This window comes from Prochlorococcus sp. RS04 (assembly GCF_001989455.1).
In the GTDB taxonomy this organism is placed as follows: Bacteria; Cyanobacteriota; Cyanobacteriia; order PCC-6307; family Cyanobiaceae; genus Prochlorococcus_A.
On record NZ_CP018346.1, the window covers coordinates 473,514 to 490,675 of the forward strand.

General features: G+C 30.8%; 25 protein-coding genes and 2 tRNA genes. 9 read left to right on the plus strand and 18 right to left on the minus strand.

What is annotated here, in order from left to right:
• Nucleotides 1-10 precede the first annotated feature (10 nt).
• Nucleotides 11-1,177, plus strand: a complete 1,167-nt coding sequence (locus tag BS621_RS02725) for a glycosyltransferase family 4 protein (protein WP_077141741.1) — start codon at nucleotides 11-13, stop codon at nucleotides 1,175-1,177.
• On the opposite strand, the gene proC is transcribed toward BS621_RS02725, so the two are convergent.
• The 10 genes from proC to aroQ form a co-directional block, all read right to left on the minus strand.
• On the minus strand, nucleotides 1,174-1,986 hold the full coding sequence (gene proC, locus BS621_RS02730; RefSeq protein WP_077142646.1) for a pyrroline-5-carboxylate reductase: 813 nt from the start codon (nucleotides 1,984-1,986) through the stop codon (nucleotides 1,174-1,176). The genes BS621_RS02725 and proC overlap by 4 nt on opposite strands.
• A gap of 7 nt (nucleotides 1,987-1,993) precedes the next feature.
• The gene (locus tag BS621_RS02735) at nucleotides 1,994-2,569 is read right to left on the minus strand and encodes a cell division protein SepF (protein ID WP_077141742.1); all 576 of its coding nucleotides are present in this window, start codon (nucleotides 2,567-2,569) and stop codon (nucleotides 1,994-1,996) included.
• A gap of 151 nt (nucleotides 2,570-2,720) precedes the next feature.
• On the minus strand, nucleotides 2,721-3,356 hold the full coding sequence (locus tag BS621_RS02740; protein ID WP_077141743.1) for a YggS family pyridoxal phosphate-dependent enzyme: 636 nt from the start codon (nucleotides 3,354-3,356) through the stop codon (nucleotides 2,721-2,723).
• 3 nt (nucleotides 3,357-3,359) lie between these two features.
• Nucleotides 3,360-3,626 carry a PII-interacting protein PipX family protein gene (locus BS621_RS02745; protein ID WP_025880619.1) on the minus strand — a complete coding sequence of 89 codons (267 nt, stop codon included), beginning with the start codon at nucleotides 3,624-3,626 and terminating at the stop codon, nucleotides 3,360-3,362.
• Between the two features lie 18 nt (nucleotides 3,627-3,644).
• Nucleotides 3,645-4,559: an energy-coupling factor transporter transmembrane component T family protein gene (locus tag BS621_RS02750; protein WP_077141744.1), complete on the minus strand. Its 915-nt coding sequence runs from the start codon at nucleotides 4,557-4,559 to the stop codon at nucleotides 3,645-3,647.
• Nucleotides 4,559-5,932 (minus strand): ribosome biogenesis GTPase Der, encoded by a 1,374-nt coding sequence (gene der / locus BS621_RS02755; RefSeq protein WP_077141745.1) that lies wholly within the window; start codon nucleotides 5,930-5,932, stop codon nucleotides 4,559-4,561. The genes BS621_RS02750 and der overlap by 1 nt, the downstream gene beginning before the upstream one ends.
• A gap of 73 nt (nucleotides 5,933-6,005) precedes the next feature.
• The gene (locus BS621_RS02760; protein ID WP_077141746.1) at nucleotides 6,006-6,491 is read right to left on the minus strand and encodes a DUF1823 family protein; all 486 of its coding nucleotides are present in this window, start codon (nucleotides 6,489-6,491) and stop codon (nucleotides 6,006-6,008) included.
• Nucleotides 6,491-7,246 (minus strand): precorrin-2 C(20)-methyltransferase, encoded by a 756-nt coding sequence (cobI, locus tag BS621_RS02765; RefSeq protein WP_077141747.1) that lies wholly within the window; start codon nucleotides 7,244-7,246, stop codon nucleotides 6,491-6,493. Before cobI ends, BS621_RS02760 begins: the two co-directional genes overlap by 1 nt.
• A gap of 16 nt (nucleotides 7,247-7,262) precedes the next feature.
• Nucleotides 7,263-7,871: a tRNA-(ms[2]io[6]A)-hydroxylase gene (locus BS621_RS02770; RefSeq protein WP_077141748.1), complete on the minus strand. Its 609-nt coding sequence runs from the start codon at nucleotides 7,869-7,871 to the stop codon at nucleotides 7,263-7,265.
• Nucleotides 7,872-8,312: a type II 3-dehydroquinate dehydratase gene (aroQ, locus tag BS621_RS02775; RefSeq protein ID WP_025944467.1), complete on the minus strand. Its 441-nt coding sequence runs from the start codon at nucleotides 8,310-8,312 to the stop codon at nucleotides 7,872-7,874. It abuts the gene before it with no gap.
• Nucleotides 8,313-8,414: 102 nt separating this feature from the next.
• On the opposite strand from aroQ, the gene BS621_RS02780 reads away from it, so the two are divergent.
• The 5 genes from BS621_RS02780 to BS621_RS02795 all read left to right on the plus strand — a co-directional run bounded on the left by BS621_RS02780 (nucleotide 8,415) and on the right by BS621_RS02795 (nucleotide 9,436).
• Nucleotides 8,415-8,496, plus strand: a tRNA-Tyr gene (locus BS621_RS02780).
• Between the two features lie 10 nt (nucleotides 8,497-8,506).
• Nucleotides 8,507-8,578: transfer RNA gene (locus BS621_RS02785), tRNA-Thr, on the plus strand.
• Between the two features lie 88 nt (nucleotides 8,579-8,666).
• Nucleotides 8,667-8,858 carry a hypothetical protein gene (locus BS621_RS02790; protein ID WP_077142647.1) on the plus strand — a complete coding sequence of 64 codons (192 nt, stop codon included), beginning with the start codon at nucleotides 8,667-8,669 and terminating at the stop codon, nucleotides 8,856-8,858.
• Nucleotides 8,859-9,084: 226 nt separating this feature from the next.
• The gene (locus BS621_RS09390; RefSeq protein ID WP_198025605.1) at nucleotides 9,085-9,222 is read left to right on the plus strand and encodes a hypothetical protein; all 138 of its coding nucleotides are present in this window, start codon (nucleotides 9,085-9,087) and stop codon (nucleotides 9,220-9,222) included.
• A gap of 28 nt (nucleotides 9,223-9,250) precedes the next feature.
• The gene (locus tag BS621_RS02795) at nucleotides 9,251-9,436 is read left to right on the plus strand and encodes a hypothetical protein (RefSeq protein WP_077142648.1); all 186 of its coding nucleotides are present in this window, start codon (nucleotides 9,251-9,253) and stop codon (nucleotides 9,434-9,436) included.
• Here the strand turns inward: BS621_RS02795 and BS621_RS02800 are convergent.
• From BS621_RS02800 to BS621_RS09395, 5 genes are all read right to left on the minus strand, one after another.
• The gene (locus tag BS621_RS02800) at nucleotides 9,433-9,732 is read right to left on the minus strand and encodes a hypothetical protein (protein ID WP_077141749.1); all 300 of its coding nucleotides are present in this window, start codon (nucleotides 9,730-9,732) and stop codon (nucleotides 9,433-9,435) included. The genes BS621_RS02795 and BS621_RS02800 overlap by 4 nt on opposite strands.
• A 476-nt stretch (nucleotides 9,733-10,208) precedes the next feature.
• The gene (locus BS621_RS02805; RefSeq protein ID WP_025931405.1) at nucleotides 10,209-10,493 is read right to left on the minus strand and encodes a DUF3764 family protein; all 285 of its coding nucleotides are present in this window, start codon (nucleotides 10,491-10,493) and stop codon (nucleotides 10,209-10,211) included.
• A gap of 358 nt (nucleotides 10,494-10,851) precedes the next feature.
• Nucleotides 10,852-11,229, minus strand: a complete 378-nt coding sequence (locus BS621_RS02815; RefSeq protein ID WP_077141750.1) for a phosphoenolpyruvate carboxykinase — start codon at nucleotides 11,227-11,229, stop codon at nucleotides 10,852-10,854.
• Between the two features lie 70 nt (nucleotides 11,230-11,299).
• Nucleotides 11,300-11,767: a cupin domain-containing protein gene (locus tag BS621_RS02820; protein ID WP_077141751.1), complete on the minus strand. Its 468-nt coding sequence runs from the start codon at nucleotides 11,765-11,767 to the stop codon at nucleotides 11,300-11,302.
• 81 nt (nucleotides 11,768-11,848) lie between these two features.
• Nucleotides 11,849-11,992 carry a hypothetical protein gene (locus BS621_RS09395; protein WP_011862401.1) on the minus strand — a complete coding sequence of 48 codons (144 nt, stop codon included), beginning with the start codon at nucleotides 11,990-11,992 and terminating at the stop codon, nucleotides 11,849-11,851.
• A 182-nt stretch (nucleotides 11,993-12,174) separates the two neighbouring features.
• Between BS621_RS09395 and BS621_RS09240 the strand changes: the two genes are divergently transcribed.
• Nucleotides 12,175-12,360, plus strand: a complete 186-nt coding sequence (locus BS621_RS09240; protein WP_032515599.1) for a hypothetical protein — start codon at nucleotides 12,175-12,177, stop codon at nucleotides 12,358-12,360.
• Nucleotides 12,361-12,378: 18 nt separating this feature from the next.
• On the opposite strand, the gene thiD is transcribed toward BS621_RS09240, so the two are convergent.
• Together thiD and BS621_RS02830 are read right to left on the minus strand one after the other, a co-directional pair.
• A complete protein-coding gene (gene thiD, locus BS621_RS02825) occupies nucleotides 12,379-13,158 on the minus strand; it encodes a bifunctional hydroxymethylpyrimidine kinase/phosphomethylpyrimidine kinase (protein ID WP_077141752.1) in 780 nt (259 codons plus the stop codon).
• 49 nt (nucleotides 13,159-13,207) lie between these two features.
• The gene (locus BS621_RS02830; protein ID WP_077141753.1) at nucleotides 13,208-13,831 is read right to left on the minus strand and encodes a TenA family protein; all 624 of its coding nucleotides are present in this window, start codon (nucleotides 13,829-13,831) and stop codon (nucleotides 13,208-13,210) included.
• Nucleotides 13,832-13,917: 86 nt separating this feature from the next.
• Here BS621_RS02830 and BS621_RS02835 point away from each other — a divergent pair, with 86 nt between their 5' ends.
• Both BS621_RS02835 and BS621_RS09400 read left to right on the plus strand, forming a co-directional pair.
• Nucleotides 13,918-15,414 carry an FAD-binding domain-containing protein gene (locus BS621_RS02835; protein WP_077141754.1) on the plus strand — a complete coding sequence of 499 codons (1,497 nt, stop codon included), beginning with the start codon at nucleotides 13,918-13,920 and terminating at the stop codon, nucleotides 15,412-15,414.
• Nucleotides 15,415-15,541: 127 nt separating this feature from the next.
• Complete coding sequence (locus tag BS621_RS09400) at nucleotides 15,542-15,715, plus strand: hypothetical protein (RefSeq protein ID WP_198025604.1); 174 nt, start codon at nucleotides 15,542-15,544, stop codon at nucleotides 15,713-15,715.
• Between the two features lie 23 nt (nucleotides 15,716-15,738).
• Here the strand turns inward: BS621_RS09400 and pip are convergent, their stop codons facing one another.
• Entirely contained in the window at nucleotides 15,739-16,689 is a 951-nt protein-coding gene (pip, locus tag BS621_RS02840) for a prolyl aminopeptidase (protein ID WP_077141755.1), read from the minus strand.
• Nucleotides 16,690-17,162 lie beyond the last annotated feature (473 nt).

Consider the following 17,162-nt stretch of genomic DNA (forward strand, 5'->3'; position numbering starts at 1 on the left):
ATCAATTAATGTGGTTCATATTGCCTGGTTGGGTAAAAAATCCCCTTTTTGCGGAAATGTAACTTATGGCAAATCAACTACTAAGGAATTGAAGGCCAGAGGGCATAAAATTAGTTTTATTCATTTCGACAATCCCTCTAGTTCAAATTCATCAAAACCATTATTTCTTGCAAATGATCCTGATGTAAGTCTCCCATATTTAATTAAATCTCAGGTTTATACAATACCCTCACCAAGGGCAGAAAAAGAACTAAGACTATCATTGGAAAGATTAAAACCTGACATAGTACATGCAAGCCTAACTTTATCTCCATTAGACTTTAGACTTCCAGAGCTTTGTAATGAAATTAATGTTCCTCTTATAGGAACATTTCATCCACCATTTGATGCAAAAAATAGAAATCTAACTGCGAGCACTCAACAATTAACCTATCAACTTTATGCTCCATCTTTAGCAAAGTTCGATAAAATAATTATTTTTTCTGAACTTCAAAAAAATGTTCTTGATAAATTAGGAGTACCTACAGAAAAACAAATAGTTATTCCAAACGGCGTTGATGAAAATATTTGGAAACCTTTTTGCGAAAAAAGTAAAAAATATGATCAGGTAAAAAACAAACTTGGAAATGAAAGAATCTTTTTATATATGGGAAGGATTGCAAATGAGAAAAATATCGAGGCACTTTTACGTTCTTGGCGCCAAACAAAAACTCAAAATTGCAAATTAGTTATTGTTGGGGATGGACCAATGAAGCCAACACTTGAAAATAGTTTTTCTAACCTTGGTAATGAGAAATTAATTTGGTGGGGTGCCGAATTAGATTTAGAAACTAGGATAGCAATAATGCAAATAGCAGAAGTTTTTTTCTTACCAAGCTTAGTAGAAGGTTTATCATTATCACTTTTAGAGGCAATGTCTGCTGGTACTGCTTGTGTAGCTACAGATGCCGGAGCTGACGGTGAAGTTTTAGATAACGGAGCAGGAATAGTAATTTCAACTGATAATGTGGCTTCACAACTAAAAACTATAATCCCAATTCTTGTAGAACACCCTTCATTTACAAAAGATCTTGGAGAGAAAGCTAGAGAACGTATACTTCAGAGATACACAATTAGTAAAAATATAAATTCACTTGAAAAAGTTTATATGAACTTAAAAGATAATTCAAAAACCTAACGAAACTCCTTACTTCTATTACTAGCTGAAACTATTGATTCAATTAATGCTGACCTTACACTCTTTTTTTCTAAAACCCTTAAAGCAGAAATAGTTGTTCCACCTGGAGAGGTTACTAAATTTTTAAGCTCAGAAGTAGTAAGTTTATTTTCCTTTATTAGAAAAATAGTCCCTAATATCATTTCCATAACAAGTTCCTCTGAAATTATTTTTGGTAATCCCCCGCTTAATCCTCCATCACTTAATGCTTCTATAATTAAAGCAATAATTGCAGGACCTGATGAAGTTAAAGCTAAAAATATATCAAGGTAATCTTCAGTAAATTCATAAATTTTACTAGTATTTTCAAATAATTTTTTTGTGAATTGTTTCTGATCTTCTGTAATTTCTTCTCCCCAAGAGATCCCTGTTAAACCTTTTCCAATAGTTATTGGAATATTTGTAACCACTCTCACACATTTATGATTAGGAAACTTTTGAGCAAGTCTATTTATTGAAACTCCGGCAAGAATAGAAACTATTAAATTGTCCTTATTTTTTATATGATGGGCCTCACTTATGTCATTTAATTGTTGGGGTTTTATCGAAAGAAGTTTATATTGACAATCCCAAATTATTTTTGACTCTTTAGAGCCTGATTTATAAACGTTTATATTATGTTTATAATTATTTTTTATTTTTTCTAAACTTTTTTCTGTATTTACAACACAAAAAACATTCTCTGGATGAATTAATTTGTTATCTAATAGAGGAGTAACTATAGCACTTGCAATATTTCCAAAACCAATTACCGCAATTTTATCTGTCACAGATTCATCATGAATAAGCACTTAATTTAGAATTACCCCATGCTGGTTCAGGAGTAGTATTTTTGCTCAAACTATATTGTGGTGTGTTTTCTGTAGATACAGAAGAAGGAGAAGCTTCTTCTGGGGAAGAACTAGTTACATTTACACAACTTGGAGCAAAAAGAAAAATACTTTCACCGACTCTCTCTTGATGTCCATCAATTGCATATGTGCCCCCAGCAATAAAATCAACCGCTCTTTGAGCTTGATCAGGATCCATCATAGTTAAATTGAGTATTACAGTTTTTCTTTCTCTTAATGCTTGTATCGCTTGAGGCATCTCATCAAAACTTCTTGGTTCCATTAAGCTTACTTCTGAGGATGAATTTGTAATTCCAGGCATACCAACTACTTTTGATGATCTGTTATTATTCATAAAATCGAATGGATTGGAATTTGCAAGGGCATTTGCATTTTTTGGATTTTGTTTGAAATTATTAATATCATTTAATTCATCCTCTGAAGCATAATCCAACTCATCAAAATCATCATCGAGATACTCATCCCCTGCAACTACTGCCTTTAATCTAGAAATAAGTGACACCTTTTAAATCCTCTTGAAATTGATTACTAAGGTTTAAGAACCTTAAGTAATAGATTCATTTTTTAAATGAATAAACTACCTATACTTAAATAACGTTAGTTGAACTTAACTGCAAGTTTATAAATAAGATTTTTATAAAAAAATTAACTAATTAGGATCTACCTCCAAAAATCAATGATCCTAATCTTAACCAAGTAGATCCAGCGTCAATAGCTTCCTCCCAATCACCAGACATCCCCATTGAACAATCTGGTAGTTGCAGTGAATCAGCGAGAGCACGACATTTTTTGAACAACCCTGAATTTTCTTTAGAGCTAAGTCCTTTAGGATTGATAGTCATCAAACCAGTTAATGAAATATTTTTCAACTCTTGAATTTCTCTCCAATTCATTATTAAAAATTCAGGATTAAAGCCTCCTTTAGTAGGGTCATCACTCAACTTAACCTGCAACATTATTAATGGATTTTTCTTCTCTTCACGTGAAATATTAGAAATCTTTTGCAACTTTTCAAATGAATCTACTGAATGAATATATTTAAAATTTTGAACTATTTTTCTTATTTTATTACTTTGTATTCTTCCAATAAAGTGCCAATTTATTTGTTTATGTTCTTTTAAGGTTAATTGTTTTTCAAGCGCCTCTTGAACCTTACTTTCACCAAAATCGTTCTGACCTATATTTTGAATAGTCTTGATTTCTTGACTTTTAAATCCTTTACTTACCGCAAGAATATTTACATTTGAAGGAATTTTATTTTTTATTTCTAAATAATTTGCAGGGTTCACATTTTATAAGAAAGTTTGCGTAAATAAATTCTCCCATTTAGATAGTTCTTCAGATCCTTTTCTTCTAGCTTTTTGAAGGTTTAATTCCGCCTGATTACGAGCATCTAAGTAAGGTATAACTTCAAAAAAAACTTCTCTCTGTCTAACTTCTACCAAAAAAAACATTTTTTGAGCGTATAAAGTCGCATAAATATCTCTTCCATCATTTCCAGGAGAGACTTGGTACAACATACCAAATGTTGGATGGTTTAAATAACGCTCAGAACTCAAACCTAAATATTATGTTATTTATAATGCACCATACAGTTTTCTAAGAAAAATTGCTATGCAAATAAAACAAATCGATAATGTATTAACAATTACATTGAGTGATTTTGAAGGATAAAGAGTTCTAAATCTGTTGGTTTTAACAATAATATTTTTTTTTGAAAGTAATGATTCTGCTCCATGATCAATTCTCAGAAAAATATTTTGAAATAATCTCTCCACTAAGATTAACAAAACATTAAAAGATTTCTTTAATCCTAAATTTCGAAAATTTATTGATCTAACTGACACTGATTTAATGATATTTTGAAGTTCTTCCTGCACTAGAGGAATAAAACGTAATGCAATTAACAACTGAAACAGCCACTTACTAGTTGGCAATCCAATCTTTCTTAATGGATACATAAACCAACTTAATCCCCATACAATGTCTTCCTGCAATGTGGTTAAAAGCATCAAATTCACACTATGAATAACGGTAAATATCAAAGTGGAGGTTTTTATTCCTAGTTCAAAGGCTTTTCTTGATAAGTTATAGGGACCAAAATTAATAAACCATATCTTCTGCAAAGGAATTTGCAAAATATTCCATTTTTTTTGGCTTTCCAGTACTACTTGCAACTCATTGGGATTTCTCAAGTAGCCATCAAGAGATTGAATATCAGAAGAGGCAAGAATTGATATACATCCAATTAAAAGTGACAAGCATGAGAGAAAAAATAGTGATCGCCACCATACTCTAGATGGCAATAAACTTAAAAAAGTAATTAAAAGTAAAAAACCAACTAAACTCAATCTCCATATTGGACCTGCCCAGATTGGAGTAATTAAAAATATCATTACGATAATTATTTTTAATCTACTATCTATAATTCTTAGCCAACTTCTATTACCATGAACGTATTGACCAACAGAAAATTTGGTTAGCAAATTCATTAATCTTTTTGAATTAACTCAATATTTTCTCTTTCGACTTCTTTATTTAAAACTCTTTGCTGTTTCCCTCTCCAAAGTAAAATAAGGGGTGTCCCTTCAAAGCCTAAATTTACTCTAATTTGTTTTTCAATATATCTTCTATAAGTTATTCCAAATAATTTAGGGTCATTTACAAAAAGAGTAAAAGTGGGAGGTTTGTTCTTTACTTGAGTACCGTAATAAAGCCTACCTTGCTTTCCGCTTCTCTTCGTTGGAGGACTTTTCCAACTGATTGATTCTTTAAGTACTTCATTAACTACAGATGTTGTAACTCTTCTTCTATGTTGATTTACAGCATTAAGAGCATGCTCAAAAATATTATCAACCCTTTGACCAGTTAGGGCAGATATAAAAATCATTTTTGACCAGTGTAAAAAATAAAGTTTAGATCTAAGTTCTTTTTCTACTTGATAGATTGTTGAACTATTTTTTTCCACAAGATCCCATTTATTAACAACAATTATGCAAGCTCTGCCTTGTTCTTCTATGCGCCCAGCCAGCTTCTGGTCTTGATCAGTTACTCCATCAATAGCATCTATAACTAAAACACAAACATCACTTCTATCTATAGATTTAAAAGCCCTATTAATACCAAAAAATTCAGTGCCATATTTAACATTTTTCTTTCTTCTAATCCCTGCAGTATCAATAATTTTCCAATGATTATCACCTTTTTTAATGAGCGTATCTATTGAATCAGTTGTCGTACCACTAATATCACTAACTATTGCTCTTTTTTCTCCACAGATTGAATTTAACAAACTAGATTTACCAACATTAGGCCTACCAATAATAGACATCATTATCTTTTCTTCATCATCCTGGATATTATTTTCAGGAAGTTCGCCAATAACGAGATCTAATAGATCTCCAGTACCTGAACCATGAATAGCTGATACAGGATTAGGTTCGCCCAATCCTAATTTCCAGAACTCTGAGGCTAGGGATATTCCTAGAGTAGTCGATTCACATTTATTAACAGCAACAATTGTTTTACAGTTTGAGTTTCTTAACCATTTTGCTATTGATAAATCACCATCAGTAACGCCTTGATTCCCATCTACCACCAGTAACGCGAGTGAAGCCTCTTCAAGAGCTAAGAAAACTTGTGTCCTTATCTCTGGGAGAAATTCACTATCATCATCAAAAACTAAACCTCCAGTATCAACTATTTGAAATTCCTTACCTCCCCATGAAGCATTTTGATAAGTTCTATCTCTTGTAACACCTGGCTTATCAAATACTATTGCATCATTACTTTGGCAAAGACGATTAACTAAGGTAGATTTCCCAACGTTAGGTCTTCCGATAATTGCTATTGTAGGAAGAATCAATTCTTCTCTCCAAAGAAAGTAGTATCCATTACAACTATACCTTTAATAGAATCATTTACCTTTTTCAAAAAACTTATTTAATTTCTGGATCGCCAAAATGTCCTTTAACTGGATTAACAGGGGGTGAACTAGGACTTGGCATGAATCCACTATCTTTTGAAAAACAATCATTTTCAATCGCCCAATAAATCAACCAATTTACTGCCGTCGCTCTTCTAGTTCTTCTTGGATAGAGTTCATTAATCTTATAACCTTTAAAATTGAGAAAATTTTTCAATCCCTGTTTATATTCTTTTGGAATTGATCGAGTCAAATGTATTGAGGCTGGTCGCTCTGAAATGATTTGAGGAGCTTTTTCAAATTTTTCTGACCAATAAAAAGGAGTCAATGCGCTAAATGCCCAATCATTTTTAGAGAGTTCTTTAGTATAAAAAAGTCTTTCCCAAACCAATTCACAAACAAAAACATCACTAACTCTATCTTCGAGAACGAGAAATAATAGATCCTTGCATATTGGCCATGTAAATTTATTTTCAACTAATTTTTCTTTTTTATACATTAATCGAACCTTATCAAAATCAAAGAAAAATAAGGCATAAATTCCTTATTATATTGTGATGCATATTGAATAATTTGATCAGGCATCCCAACACTCAAAGCTATTAATGTTGTATTGATAATATCCTCTTTTTTTAAAATTTCCCTAACTAAATTCCATCTTTTGCCAACTTTCATAATGGCCAATACCGTTTTATTTGCCTTACTTTCCCTAATTAGGGTTGTTAGTTCAGATTCTGAAGAAGGGCATTCTTTGATGATTAATGTCTCGCCTTTTTTTACCAAATCAAAATCATTCAAAGCTGCTGCCGCTGAAATAGAGGAAATACCAGGTATTGTTTTGGTAATAATTTCAGCATGATTATTTTTTATTAACCTCAAGATATTAGAAGAACTTGCAAATAGCGAAGTATCTCCAAGACAAAGTAAAACAACTGATTCGCCATTTTGTATAGATTTCACAATTTTTTTTGCAGCATTAGACCATATTTCATCTGGATCAAAATCCTTCCTAGCCATTGGAAAGATGATAGGGATATTTTTTTTAAATTTGGTGTATTTCTTGACTATTTCCGCAGCAAAACTCTTTTTATTATCATCTGATATTGGGAAAACTATAACTTTCGCTTTTTTTATTGCATCCACAGCAGCAATTGTTAAAAGCGATGGATCTCCAGGGCCTACACCAACGATGGTTAATGTTGGTAAATCAGTTTTATATGGATTAAGTAAACTTAAGAACTTTTTTATTATCATTTTTATTTTATTAACTTTAGCTATGTACCCTTGGCAATATAAAAGTTTCAGCCAGTATTGCTGACTCAATTGCAGACAATTCCTCTAACCTTTTGAAAGTTTGATCTTTAGAGAATTTAGTTTGCGCTAGTTTCCAGTAAACTCCAAAATGCCTTGCCTCACTCTCTAGCAGAGACTCATAAAGGGATTTAAACGATTTATCTTCATAATTCAGCGCAAGCAAGCTTAATCTTTCATGACTTCTTGCTTCAATAAGTCCTGCTATTAAGAAACTATCAAGCATTCTATTGGGCTCTTCCTTTCTTATATTCTTGGACAACTCAGCTCCATATGGAGGCGGTTTTAAGGACTCAAGAGAATGTCCAAGATCCTTTAAAAAATAAAGTATTTTCTCAAAATGCTCTAATTCCTCTCTCGCTATTGGACTTAAAACTTCTGCCAGATTTGGTTCTGATGGATATCTAAACATCAATTGAATAGCTACTCCTGCTGCTTTTCTTTCACAATGAGCATGGTCAATAAGAATATCTATTGGATTAGATAATGCGAGTTTGATCCACTCATCTGAGGTAAATGATGATAAATATTTAATATGAGAAATGGGCCTTTTAAAATCGACTAGCATTTAATCTTTAATACTCAAATATCCAATAATTCCTTCAAGAGCTAAGGAATAACTTGATATGCCGAATCCACTAATAATTCCTATAGCTTTATCTGTAAGAAAAGATTCTTTACGAAAATCTTCTCTACTGAAAATATTTGAAATATGTAACTCTACAAAAGGGATTTTCGATCCAATTAAAGCATCACGAATAGAAATCGAGGTATGAGTAAAAGCACCAGCATTTATAAGAATACCTTGGATACTTTTTACAGACTCCTGAATTTTATCTACTATTTCTCCTTCGTGATTACTTTGAAAACATTCAAGATTAATACTTTTTTCTTTAGCAACTTTAATTAAATCTTTTTCTATATCACTCAATGTTTTATTACCATATATTTCAGGTTCTCTAGTGCCCAAAAGATTAAGATTTGGTCCATTTATCAATAAAATATTCATCATCAATAAAGTCTTTTCTTTACAAATGCTATCTAGAAAGAAGCAAAAAAACCAAAACAATTTCACACAAAGTGTCCATTAACTGATAAGTTCAAATAGTGGGGGTCGGTGCCCGAGTGGTTAAAGGGGGCGGACTGTAAATCCGCTGGCTCTGCCTACGTTGGTTCAAATCCAACCCGGCCCACTTTAAAATTGCCCTTGTAGCTCAGCGGTAGAGCACTCCCTTGGTAAGGGAGAGGTCTCGGGTTCAAGTCCCGACGAGGGCACTTGAGCATTTGATTAATATAATTGAGATCTCATAGATCAGCATTTTAAATAGAATTCAAATATATTTAACATAGTTTGTCTTTAGTAATGGCACTATCGTCATATCGGATGCACAAAATATATATTGCAGCAACTATGAATTATGGTCTTGGTTCTGATGATCCAGAGGAGTTGTCCTACTACAACAAAATCAGGAAAGAGATGGATGATATGAAAAAACAACCAATTAAAAAAGGGATTTCCCTCAATTGGGATACTCCCGAAGGAAGGGATAAATGAAGCTAAATACTTTTTTATTAATTGATGGGAGTTTGATGCTTATTGGTCTACCTTTTTTGATGATTCTTAAAGGCAAAAATTGATCAAAAATTCTTTACATATTACCCATATTTAAATTCAATTGTCGATCCTTTATCCGTATATTGGAGTACCTCAAACCGTACATATTTATTAGTCGAATAGCCTCTCTAACTAGTTAGAACATAGATGTAGTCGTCATGAGCAAATGTCTACCAAATCCACACTAAAAGAAAATCATATATCTGAGATTGAAGAAAGATCAGAAGAAGAAATTCTTGAGGAAGAAATCAGGAATCAGCAAACATTGGATAGCTTTGTTGAATCTGATAAAAACTGGAGCTGATTAAATTTTATTTATTTTGGAGAAAGTTATGAACTTAAAAAGATCACCATTTTCAATTCTGGACAAAGAAAAGAGAGAAATGGACTATATCAAAGGAGTTTACAAGAGAAAAATTCAAGCTGAAATTGCATCTTATAAAGATCCCGAAGACGAAGATAAGAGAGATACAATCCAAGCTCAAGATGCATTGATGCTTGATAGTATTTCAATCTAGTTATTTTTTTTCTTCTTCTTATTTTTCTTTTTCTTCTTTACCTTTTCATAAACCTCATCAGCTTTCTGTTCAATACTGTCCAGCTTATTTGAGATTTCTTTTATAGCTTCTGCTTTCCCTTCTTTAACTACAGCATCTTTTACCTCAATAATTTTAGCTGGCTCTCCTTTAACTACAGTATCTTTTGTCTCTTCAGTTTTAATTACAAACTTACCTTTAATAAAATTGGCTATAAAAATAAGAACAGGTACATGAGCTAAACCGCCTATTACTATTCTTGTTTCTGAATAAGTCATTTAATAGTTAAAATTTCTGAGATATTTAAGCATAAATTTAATTTTTAAATTCGTATTATTAAGCCAATAAATATTAGTAATCATTTCTTGATTCGTAGATCAAAAATCTTGCTATTAATTAAGTAGAGACTTTTTTATTAAATGCCATTAGACGTATTTCTAATGAACATGTGTGTTGTAGTTATAGCATTGCTTATCAGAAGGGAAATCAAACTTAAGAAGGCGAGATAAATTATGAAAACACAAATTTTAAAAGAGCATTACATTCCAAATATCCATGCTATAACAATTTTACTAATGCTTCTTGTATGTCTATGGTTACCTCTAGCACTTAGATTCTTATTAATAATTTAGTCGAACTAATTAGTTAATAATCTTATATTTAGACTCTGGTATAACCTAATTTTGTTTTAAAAATCTTATGCGGAACTCCTGTTTCGCATTATTTACATAGGTTTAAATAGTTAGTGTTTTGACTACTCAGAAACCCAACTTGTAATTTTCGTTGTGCTATAAATATGCCCTCCAGATTCTATATTCTTGATGGTTTCTGGATCTGAAAAAACATGCTTAGCCACGCCTTCTTCAGCTTGATGAATAACAATCACTTCTTTTGGATCAATTAAACTTTTGCCACGATATAAAGGAGTAAGGCCTACCGTTTTATGAAATGCATCTATCTCTGGACTGTCAAACATTTTTACCCACTCCTCAAATGTATTTGAAAGTTTAAATGTGAAAACAGTAGTTTCAAGAGACATTAATTTATAGATAATTCTCCTATCTTTTTAGCAACTAATCTTGATAAACAAGTTAAAAATATGGATTATCTAAAAATTAAGAAAGTTAATTTGGTATCGCATGTACCGTTTATATGTTTTTTGAGAGCTATTAATTGGATATGAGTTATTTTGCTGAACCAAACCATATTGAATATGATGCATGGTTCGATGAAAACATCGACCCAGTGGATCTTGTGAATTACTCAGATGAAAAGGAGTTCAGTGATTCGGTACACTTTAAGTTCCATAAGATGTCCACTAAAAATTTAACGATTGGTTCTTCTGATAATTTTCACTGGTAAGTAAAAGATTTTCACTCCATAGATATTTATGAATCTTACGTAGAGTATGTTCCATCACTTTCTCTTCTTGCCTTAGCCAATACAATTTCATCTACAACTTTTTCAATCATGTAAGCACTTTTTTTACCAAAGCATTTTTCTTTTCTAATGCTCTCAAAATCATTTGGGATAAAATCATTATGTTCACAACAATCGCATTTAATATCAATTTTCATACCTCTGAAAACCTCCAAAGCCCTTGAGAAAATCCATTGCTGAACTGAAATACTTTCCCAACTATCAAAATTAGACCATTCATCAAAATCCCTATTAAGGACGCCTTTTAATCCATCAGCCTGATTTACATATACTAAGTGTGAATCTTTTCTTGGATCATCATTTATTCCAATTATTTTGACAGAATTTTGATTCATCCCAAATACATTTATTAAGTAGCCTTATAAATCTAGAGGATAATTTCAAAAATATAAACAAAAAAATGTCTCAAATAAGATCATTAATTGCTTTATCCAATCTAGAAGTATGATTTGTATTTCTGAGTAATTCAAAATCCTCAAAATCAAAGCCCGGGGCAACACAACAACTCACTAAAGTAAATTCGCCTGTACTTTTTGCAGCTTGCCAATGTCCAGATGGGATCATTTCTACTGGATTATTGGAATCTAAAATTAAATTTCTTATTAACTTATTATCATTATCTAGGCACCATAAATTAAGAGGATCGCCCCTTAAATAAATCCAAATTTCATCAGCATTTTTTACTCTGTGCCAAGCACTTTTTGCATCTCTTTCCAAAAGATAATAAATTCCCGTAATAAAGTTTCTACTTTGGCCATCTTCCCTTCTTAGAGAATTTTCACTCCTTACTATCTCTCTAAACCATCCGCCCTCAGGATGAGGAGATAAATTGAATTGTTTAATTATTTCTATGTTTTTTTTATTAGGTATCACATCATAAAATATTTTTTAAATTTCTCTTATAATTAAAAGTTTACTGAAAAAAAATCAAAATAAACTATATTTTCTAAAAAATTAAGCACAAATAACTGACAAATCTACAAAATTTTTATTTTCATCTGCCAGTTCAGTAATGATTCTGTTGAGCCATTCAGAGGTCGTTTCACAATAGCCAACATTTAAAATAGTTTTTTGCTTTGATGTTTCTTCTTTATTCATAGTTAAAGTATTTTTATATAAATTAGTCTTTAATTAAATCTATGTGAATAAGTCTTAATTACTATCTATTTTAAAAAGTTGTATTTAATACATATTAAAGAACTGCTAGTAAACAAATAAAATTAAATCGTTGACAAGAAAATGTATACAAGTAAGAGTAGAAAAAATTTATTATTTAACCTATGAATAACATCAAGATTGAGGAATTGATGAAAGTAAGGTTCGATGGTATTGCTAATAGAATTGGGCAATTAAGCAAAAGGGAAAGTGAGTCTTTATTACTTGAGCATCTTGAGTGGTTGGAGGGAGGATGGGAGACTGAAGAAATCTTATTTTTAAAAAAGCCCTACAGAAAATGGTGGTTCTAACTCCACTTCTATAAATTATTAATGATGGCCTAAGGGACCAGGGCCAGAGCCTATTTTATAAGAATTGTCTAAAGATTTCTCAACAAATAATTTCGCTTTTTGTATAGAATCAAATAGATCAAAACCTAACGCCTTGTAACCACAAATAGCAGCACTCAAAGTACAGCCGCTACCGTGAGTATTTTTTGTTTTTATAAAATTATTAAATAGCCACTCTTTTCTACCATTTAAGTCAAGGAAAAAATCCTTCCCTTTCATATCTTTTAAACCGCCACCTTTTATAAGCACCGCTTTAGCTCCAAGACCAATGATTTTTCTTGCTGAATTTTCGATATCCTCTTTACTCCTTATTTCTAAACCGGAAAGTAGATTTGCTTCATAAATATTTGGAGTTACCAAATCAGCAATTGGTAATAAGAGTTTTTTATAAGCATTAATAGCAGAATCTTCCAGTAATTTAGAACCAGTTCTTGTAACCATTACTGGGTCAATAATTTTGGTTATTTTGTATGTTTTTAATTTTGAAGCAGTATCATTAATTATCCTTTCATTTAATAACATTCCAGTTTTTAAGGCATCAATACCAAAATCAGCAAATAAAGTATCTAACTGATTTAATAAAGTATTCTTCTCTACTGGTTGTACGCACGTAACCTCTACACTATTTTGTGCAGTAATACATGTAATAACAGAACATCCATGTACTTTAAGGGCCATGAAAGTTCTTAAGTCAGCCTGTATCCCTGCTCCACCCCCAGAGTCACTACCTCCTATTGAAAGTACAATTTTAGAATACATAATTTATTAACTTGTTTTTGAAAGTACTATAAGTAAATTTTAATTTAAATCAGAAATCTGAATATGCATTAAAAAAATCTAACTCCAATTCCATAGCTTTCCTGTATAAATATTTGGCCTGATTAATATCATATGTTTCTTTATTAGTCTCAATAAGATTTTCAAGTGAATCCGCTAGCTTTTCAAAGCTCTCATCAGAATAAGTAATTATCCATTCTTTATATTTAATGTCAAAATCCTCCTTATACAAACTTTTTCCTATCCAAGAATAAAGTCGCATACATGGAGTCATTGCAAACATTATTTCAACGGAGCTAAGTCTTTTAGAAGTATCATCAAGAAAATCTGTATAATTTTTAGTGGCTTTTTTTATATAGTTATTAGACAAATCAATATCCCATTCTTTTGCATACGTTTCATGAAGTATTAACTCCTCTGAAACACCCATTAACAGTTCACTTAACTTCCTTATTGAGTACTTATCTTTTGATTTGGAAACAGCAAGACCATAAGCCTTAGCAAAAGTCTCTAAAAAGAAATAATCTTGAGCTAAATATTCTTGAAATATATTTTTAGGGAGACTTCCATTCTTTAAACCTTGCACAAATTTTGTATTTAAACTTAGTAAAGCAATTTCATAATTATCCTGCCAAAGTTTTTTTGTTATTTTCATTTTTTTGATTTTTAGTTATTCTAAAATTTTTTATATTTTTTACCTACAAACTTAATCTTATTTTTCTAGGATTAAAAGAAAAAATTATGAAAGAAATAAATATCTTATGGTTTAAGAAAGATTTAAGAATTTTTGATAATGAAGCTCTCTGTGAGGCTATAAAAGACAATGATATTTTACCTATATTTATTATTGAGTTAGATATTTGGAGCCAAAATACTCACTCAGATAGACAATGGCAATTTTGCAAAGAAAGTTTAATAGATTTAAGAAATGCACTTGCTGAGATTGGACAACCATTAATTATTAGGACTGACAATGTTATTGATATATTTGATGAAATTAGTACAAAATTTAAAATCAAAGGTATATATAGCCATCAAGAAACCGGAGATTGGCTTACTTACAAAAGAGATCAAAAAGTAAGAGAATGGGCTTTAAGCAAAAATATTATTTGGAAGGAATTTCTACAATTTTCAGTTTTTAGAGGAAATTTAGATAGGAATAATTGGTCTAAAAAGTGGCAAAAAAATTCCGAAAAAAACATACTTAAAGCTCCATTAAGTATTAATCCTATTAACTTTAATATTGGAGAAATACCTTCAGACGAAATTTTTTCCTTTAAAAAAGAAAAGTGTCCAGGAAGAATGCAAGGTGGAAGAAAGAAAGGTTTAGAGAGAATGCAATACTTCTTTAGTAATAAATTAGATTCTTATTCAAAAGATATATCTAGCCCAGAAAAATCATTTGATAGTTGTACAAGACTATCCCCATATATTTGTTGGGGATGCATTTCATTAAAAGAAATTTTTAAAAAGGCAAATATATCAAAAAATAATAATTCTACGATGTTAAAAAGCAGATTAACTTGGCATTGTCATTTTATTCAGAAGCTTGAAAGTGAACCAGAACTAGAGTTTAGTGAATACCATCCTTTTTTTAAAAATATTAGAGAAAAAAATAATGAATTACTTTATTCATGGAGTTCAGGTAATACGGGCTTTCCTTTTATAGATGCATGTATGCGTTCATTAAATTTCAATGGATGGATTAACTTCAGGATGCGAGCGATGTTAATGTCTTTTGCTAGCTATAATTTGTGGCTACCATGGCAAGATTCAGGTTCTGAATTAGCAAATAAATTCGTAGATTATGAGCCTGGAATACATTGGAACCAATGCCAAATGCAATCTGGAACTACGTCTATAAATACGAATAGAATTTATAATCCTATTAAGCAGGGAAAAGATCATGATCCTGAAGGAAAATTTATAAAAAAATGGATACCAGAATTAAAAGATATATCACTTAATTTCATTCATGAACCATGGCTACTATCTAGATTTAATCAAGAAGAATATGAACAAATTAATTACATAAGACCAATAATTGACATCCCAATTAGCACTAAAACTGCAAAGAAGAAAATTCAGGAAATCACTAAAAAGGATGGATATTGGGATATCTCAAAAGAAATTTATTTAAAGCATGGCTCTAGAAAAAGGTCTAGAAAAAACATAAATAATAAAAAAAATGTCTCTAAGGAAAAGGAAAAACAATACGAACTGAAATTAGATTTCTAAATTTTATTGTCAGAAATTTCCAGATTCCTTTTAGCGCCTAGGAAAGTTTTTTAAATTTTGAAATTAAATAAATAATTCCACGATGAACTAATGCAAGCTTTAATGTATTTATTAGATTTTATTAATTATGTCTGAAAGATTTCAATGGGACGATACCAATAGTTCTGGTATATGGTGGAGTACTAATGTAAGTATTAGAGACGAGTGCATTTTGCTCAAAGAAGATTCTCAATGCGAAGATTCTGATATCGTCGAACTTCTTAGGAGTATTGCACAAAATATTGAAGATAATGGCCTTTAATTTTTAAAGGAATATTCTCTCTTTTAGAGATTTTGGATTCCTTTTACAGCTTTTATTAATTCTTTAGTAATGCCCTTTTCACTCATTGAATGACCAGCATCATTAACAATAATTAATTCAGAATTCTTTAATTTCTTATTTAGATCCCAAGCGCTCCTAACAGGACAAACAACGTCATACCTACCTTGAATTATTTTTGTTGGAATCGATTCTATTGTTTTTATATTTTTCAAAATAAAATCATCTTCTAAGAAAATATTATTAATAAAATAATGACATTCGATCCTTGCAAATGCATCTGAAAAAGAATTAACTTGAGACTTATCAAAATCGAATTTTTTATTTATTAAATGACTAGTTGACAGTTCCCATTTTGTCCAAGCTGCTGCTGCTTTTGATCTAAGATTTGAATCTGATGATGTTAGATATTTATAAAAAGAACTTATCAAATTATTTCTTTCTTCTTTTGGTATCACAGAAATATATTCTTCAAATTCATCTGGGAATATCTCACTTGCACCATATTGATAGAACCACAATAATTCAAACTTTCTACATAAAAATATTCCTCGCAAAGTTAAGCTTATAACTCTTGAGGGATTTTTAATTGCATATATAAGTGAAAGTGTTGAGCCCCAAGATCCACCAAACAAATGCCAACTATCTATATTTAATAGAATCCTTAATTTCTCAATATCATCAACTAAATGATTAGTCGAATTTTCTTTTAATTCTGAGAAAGGAGTTGAAGAACCGCAACCTCTTTGGTCAAATTGAATAATATCGAATTTATCTGGATCAAAGTATCTTCTATATCTTGGTTGACTTCCTCCTCCTGGGCCTCCATGAATAACTAGTATTTTTTTACCATTTGGATTGCCTGATCTTTCCCAATAAATTGTATGAATATCACTTACTTGTAAGTGACCCTTTTCACGAACTTCAATTTTAGGAAACAAGACTTGATCTTTCATTGTGAAATATTTTTAAACACTTAATAAATCCATATTATCCAAATAGAAGTCTAGTTTAGAAGTAATTTGTTAAAAAAAAAGGACTGGTGGTACAGTCCTTTTTGATATTTGATCTCCTTCTAACAGGATATAAAATTACATATTTTAAAGTCTATTTACTCATAAACCTAGAATACGTGAATTCGGGGATTTCTATCGATAATTTCAGTCCCTGTTGTCGCTAGTAATTATAAAGCGAAGTCTTATCAGACTAATTGATTGAACTTGAATTTTCGAATAATCCCATTCTCAGGAATACGCTTCCTATATTTTGGAATTTGCTAAATTTCAGGCGGACTATCAATCATTTAGATTGCCTCCGAACTCAACATTTATAAATTACTCCTTTTTATATTTTCAGTAAATCCGTAAATATGCTGATTTACTTTTTTCTTAATTTGTAAGAGGATTTTTATGATCCTTTGTTTTTTATA

What these genes read in the sequence shown, in the direction of transcription:
- BS621_RS09395 (WP_011862401.1), bottom strand. Translation starts at nt 11,992, where the DNA reads ATGAATAAAGAAGAAACATCAAAGCAAAAAACTATTTTAAATGTTGGC.
- thiD (WP_077141752.1), bottom strand. Translation starts at nt 13,158, where the DNA reads ATGTATTCTAAAATTGTACTTTCAATAGGAGGTAGTGACTCTGGGGGT.
- BS621_RS02830 (WP_077141753.1), bottom strand. Translation starts at nt 13,831, where the DNA reads ATGAAAATAACAAAAAAACTTTGGCAGGATAATTATGAAATTGCTTTA.
- BS621_RS02750 (WP_077141744.1), bottom strand. Translation starts at nt 4,559, where the DNA reads ATGAATTTGCTAACCAAATTTTCTGTTGGTCAATACGTTCATGGTAAT.
- BS621_RS02800 (WP_077141749.1), bottom strand. Translation starts at nt 9,732, where the DNA reads ATGACTTATTCAGAAACAAGAATAGTAATAGGCGGTTTAGCTCATGTA.
- cobI (WP_077141747.1), bottom strand. Translation starts at nt 7,246, where the DNA reads ATGATAATAAAAAAGTTCTTAAGTTTACTTAATCCATATAAAACTGAT.
- BS621_RS09400 (WP_198025604.1), top strand. Translation starts at nt 15,542, where the DNA reads ATGTCTGAAAGATTTCAATGGGACGATACCAATAGTTCTGGTATATGG.
- BS621_RS02805 (WP_025931405.1), bottom strand. Translation starts at nt 10,493, where the DNA reads ATGTCTCTTGAAACTACTGTTTTCACATTTAAACTTTCAAATACATTT.
- BS621_RS09390 (WP_198025605.1), top strand. Translation starts at nt 9,085, where the DNA reads ATGTCTACCAAATCCACACTAAAAGAAAATCATATATCTGAGATTGAA.
- BS621_RS02815 (WP_077141750.1), bottom strand. Translation starts at nt 11,229, where the DNA reads ATGAATCAAAATTCTGTCAAAATAATTGGAATAAATGATGATCCAAGA.
- BS621_RS09240 (WP_032515599.1), top strand. Translation starts at nt 12,175, where the DNA reads ATGAATAACATCAAGATTGAGGAATTGATGAAAGTAAGGTTCGATGGT.
- pip (WP_077141755.1), bottom strand. Translation starts at nt 16,689, where the DNA reads ATGAAAGATCAAGTCTTGTTTCCTAAAATTGAAGTTCGTGAAAAGGGT.
- BS621_RS02770 (WP_077141748.1), bottom strand. Translation starts at nt 7,871, where the DNA reads ATGCTAGTCGATTTTAAAAGGCCCATTTCTCATATTAAATATTTATCA.
- BS621_RS02835 (WP_077141754.1), top strand. Translation starts at nt 13,918, where the DNA reads ATGAAAGAAATAAATATCTTATGGTTTAAGAAAGATTTAAGAATTTTT.
- BS621_RS02760 (WP_077141746.1), bottom strand. Translation starts at nt 6,491, where the DNA reads ATGTATAAAAAAGAAAAATTAGTTGAAAATAAATTTACATGGCCAATA.
- aroQ (WP_025944467.1), bottom strand. Translation starts at nt 8,312, where the DNA reads ATGAATATTTTATTGATAAATGGACCAAATCTTAATCTTTTGGGCACT.
- BS621_RS02795 (WP_077142648.1), top strand. Translation starts at nt 9,251, where the DNA reads ATGAACTTAAAAAGATCACCATTTTCAATTCTGGACAAAGAAAAGAGA.
- BS621_RS02790 (WP_077142647.1), top strand. Translation starts at nt 8,667, where the DNA reads ATGGCACTATCGTCATATCGGATGCACAAAATATATATTGCAGCAACT.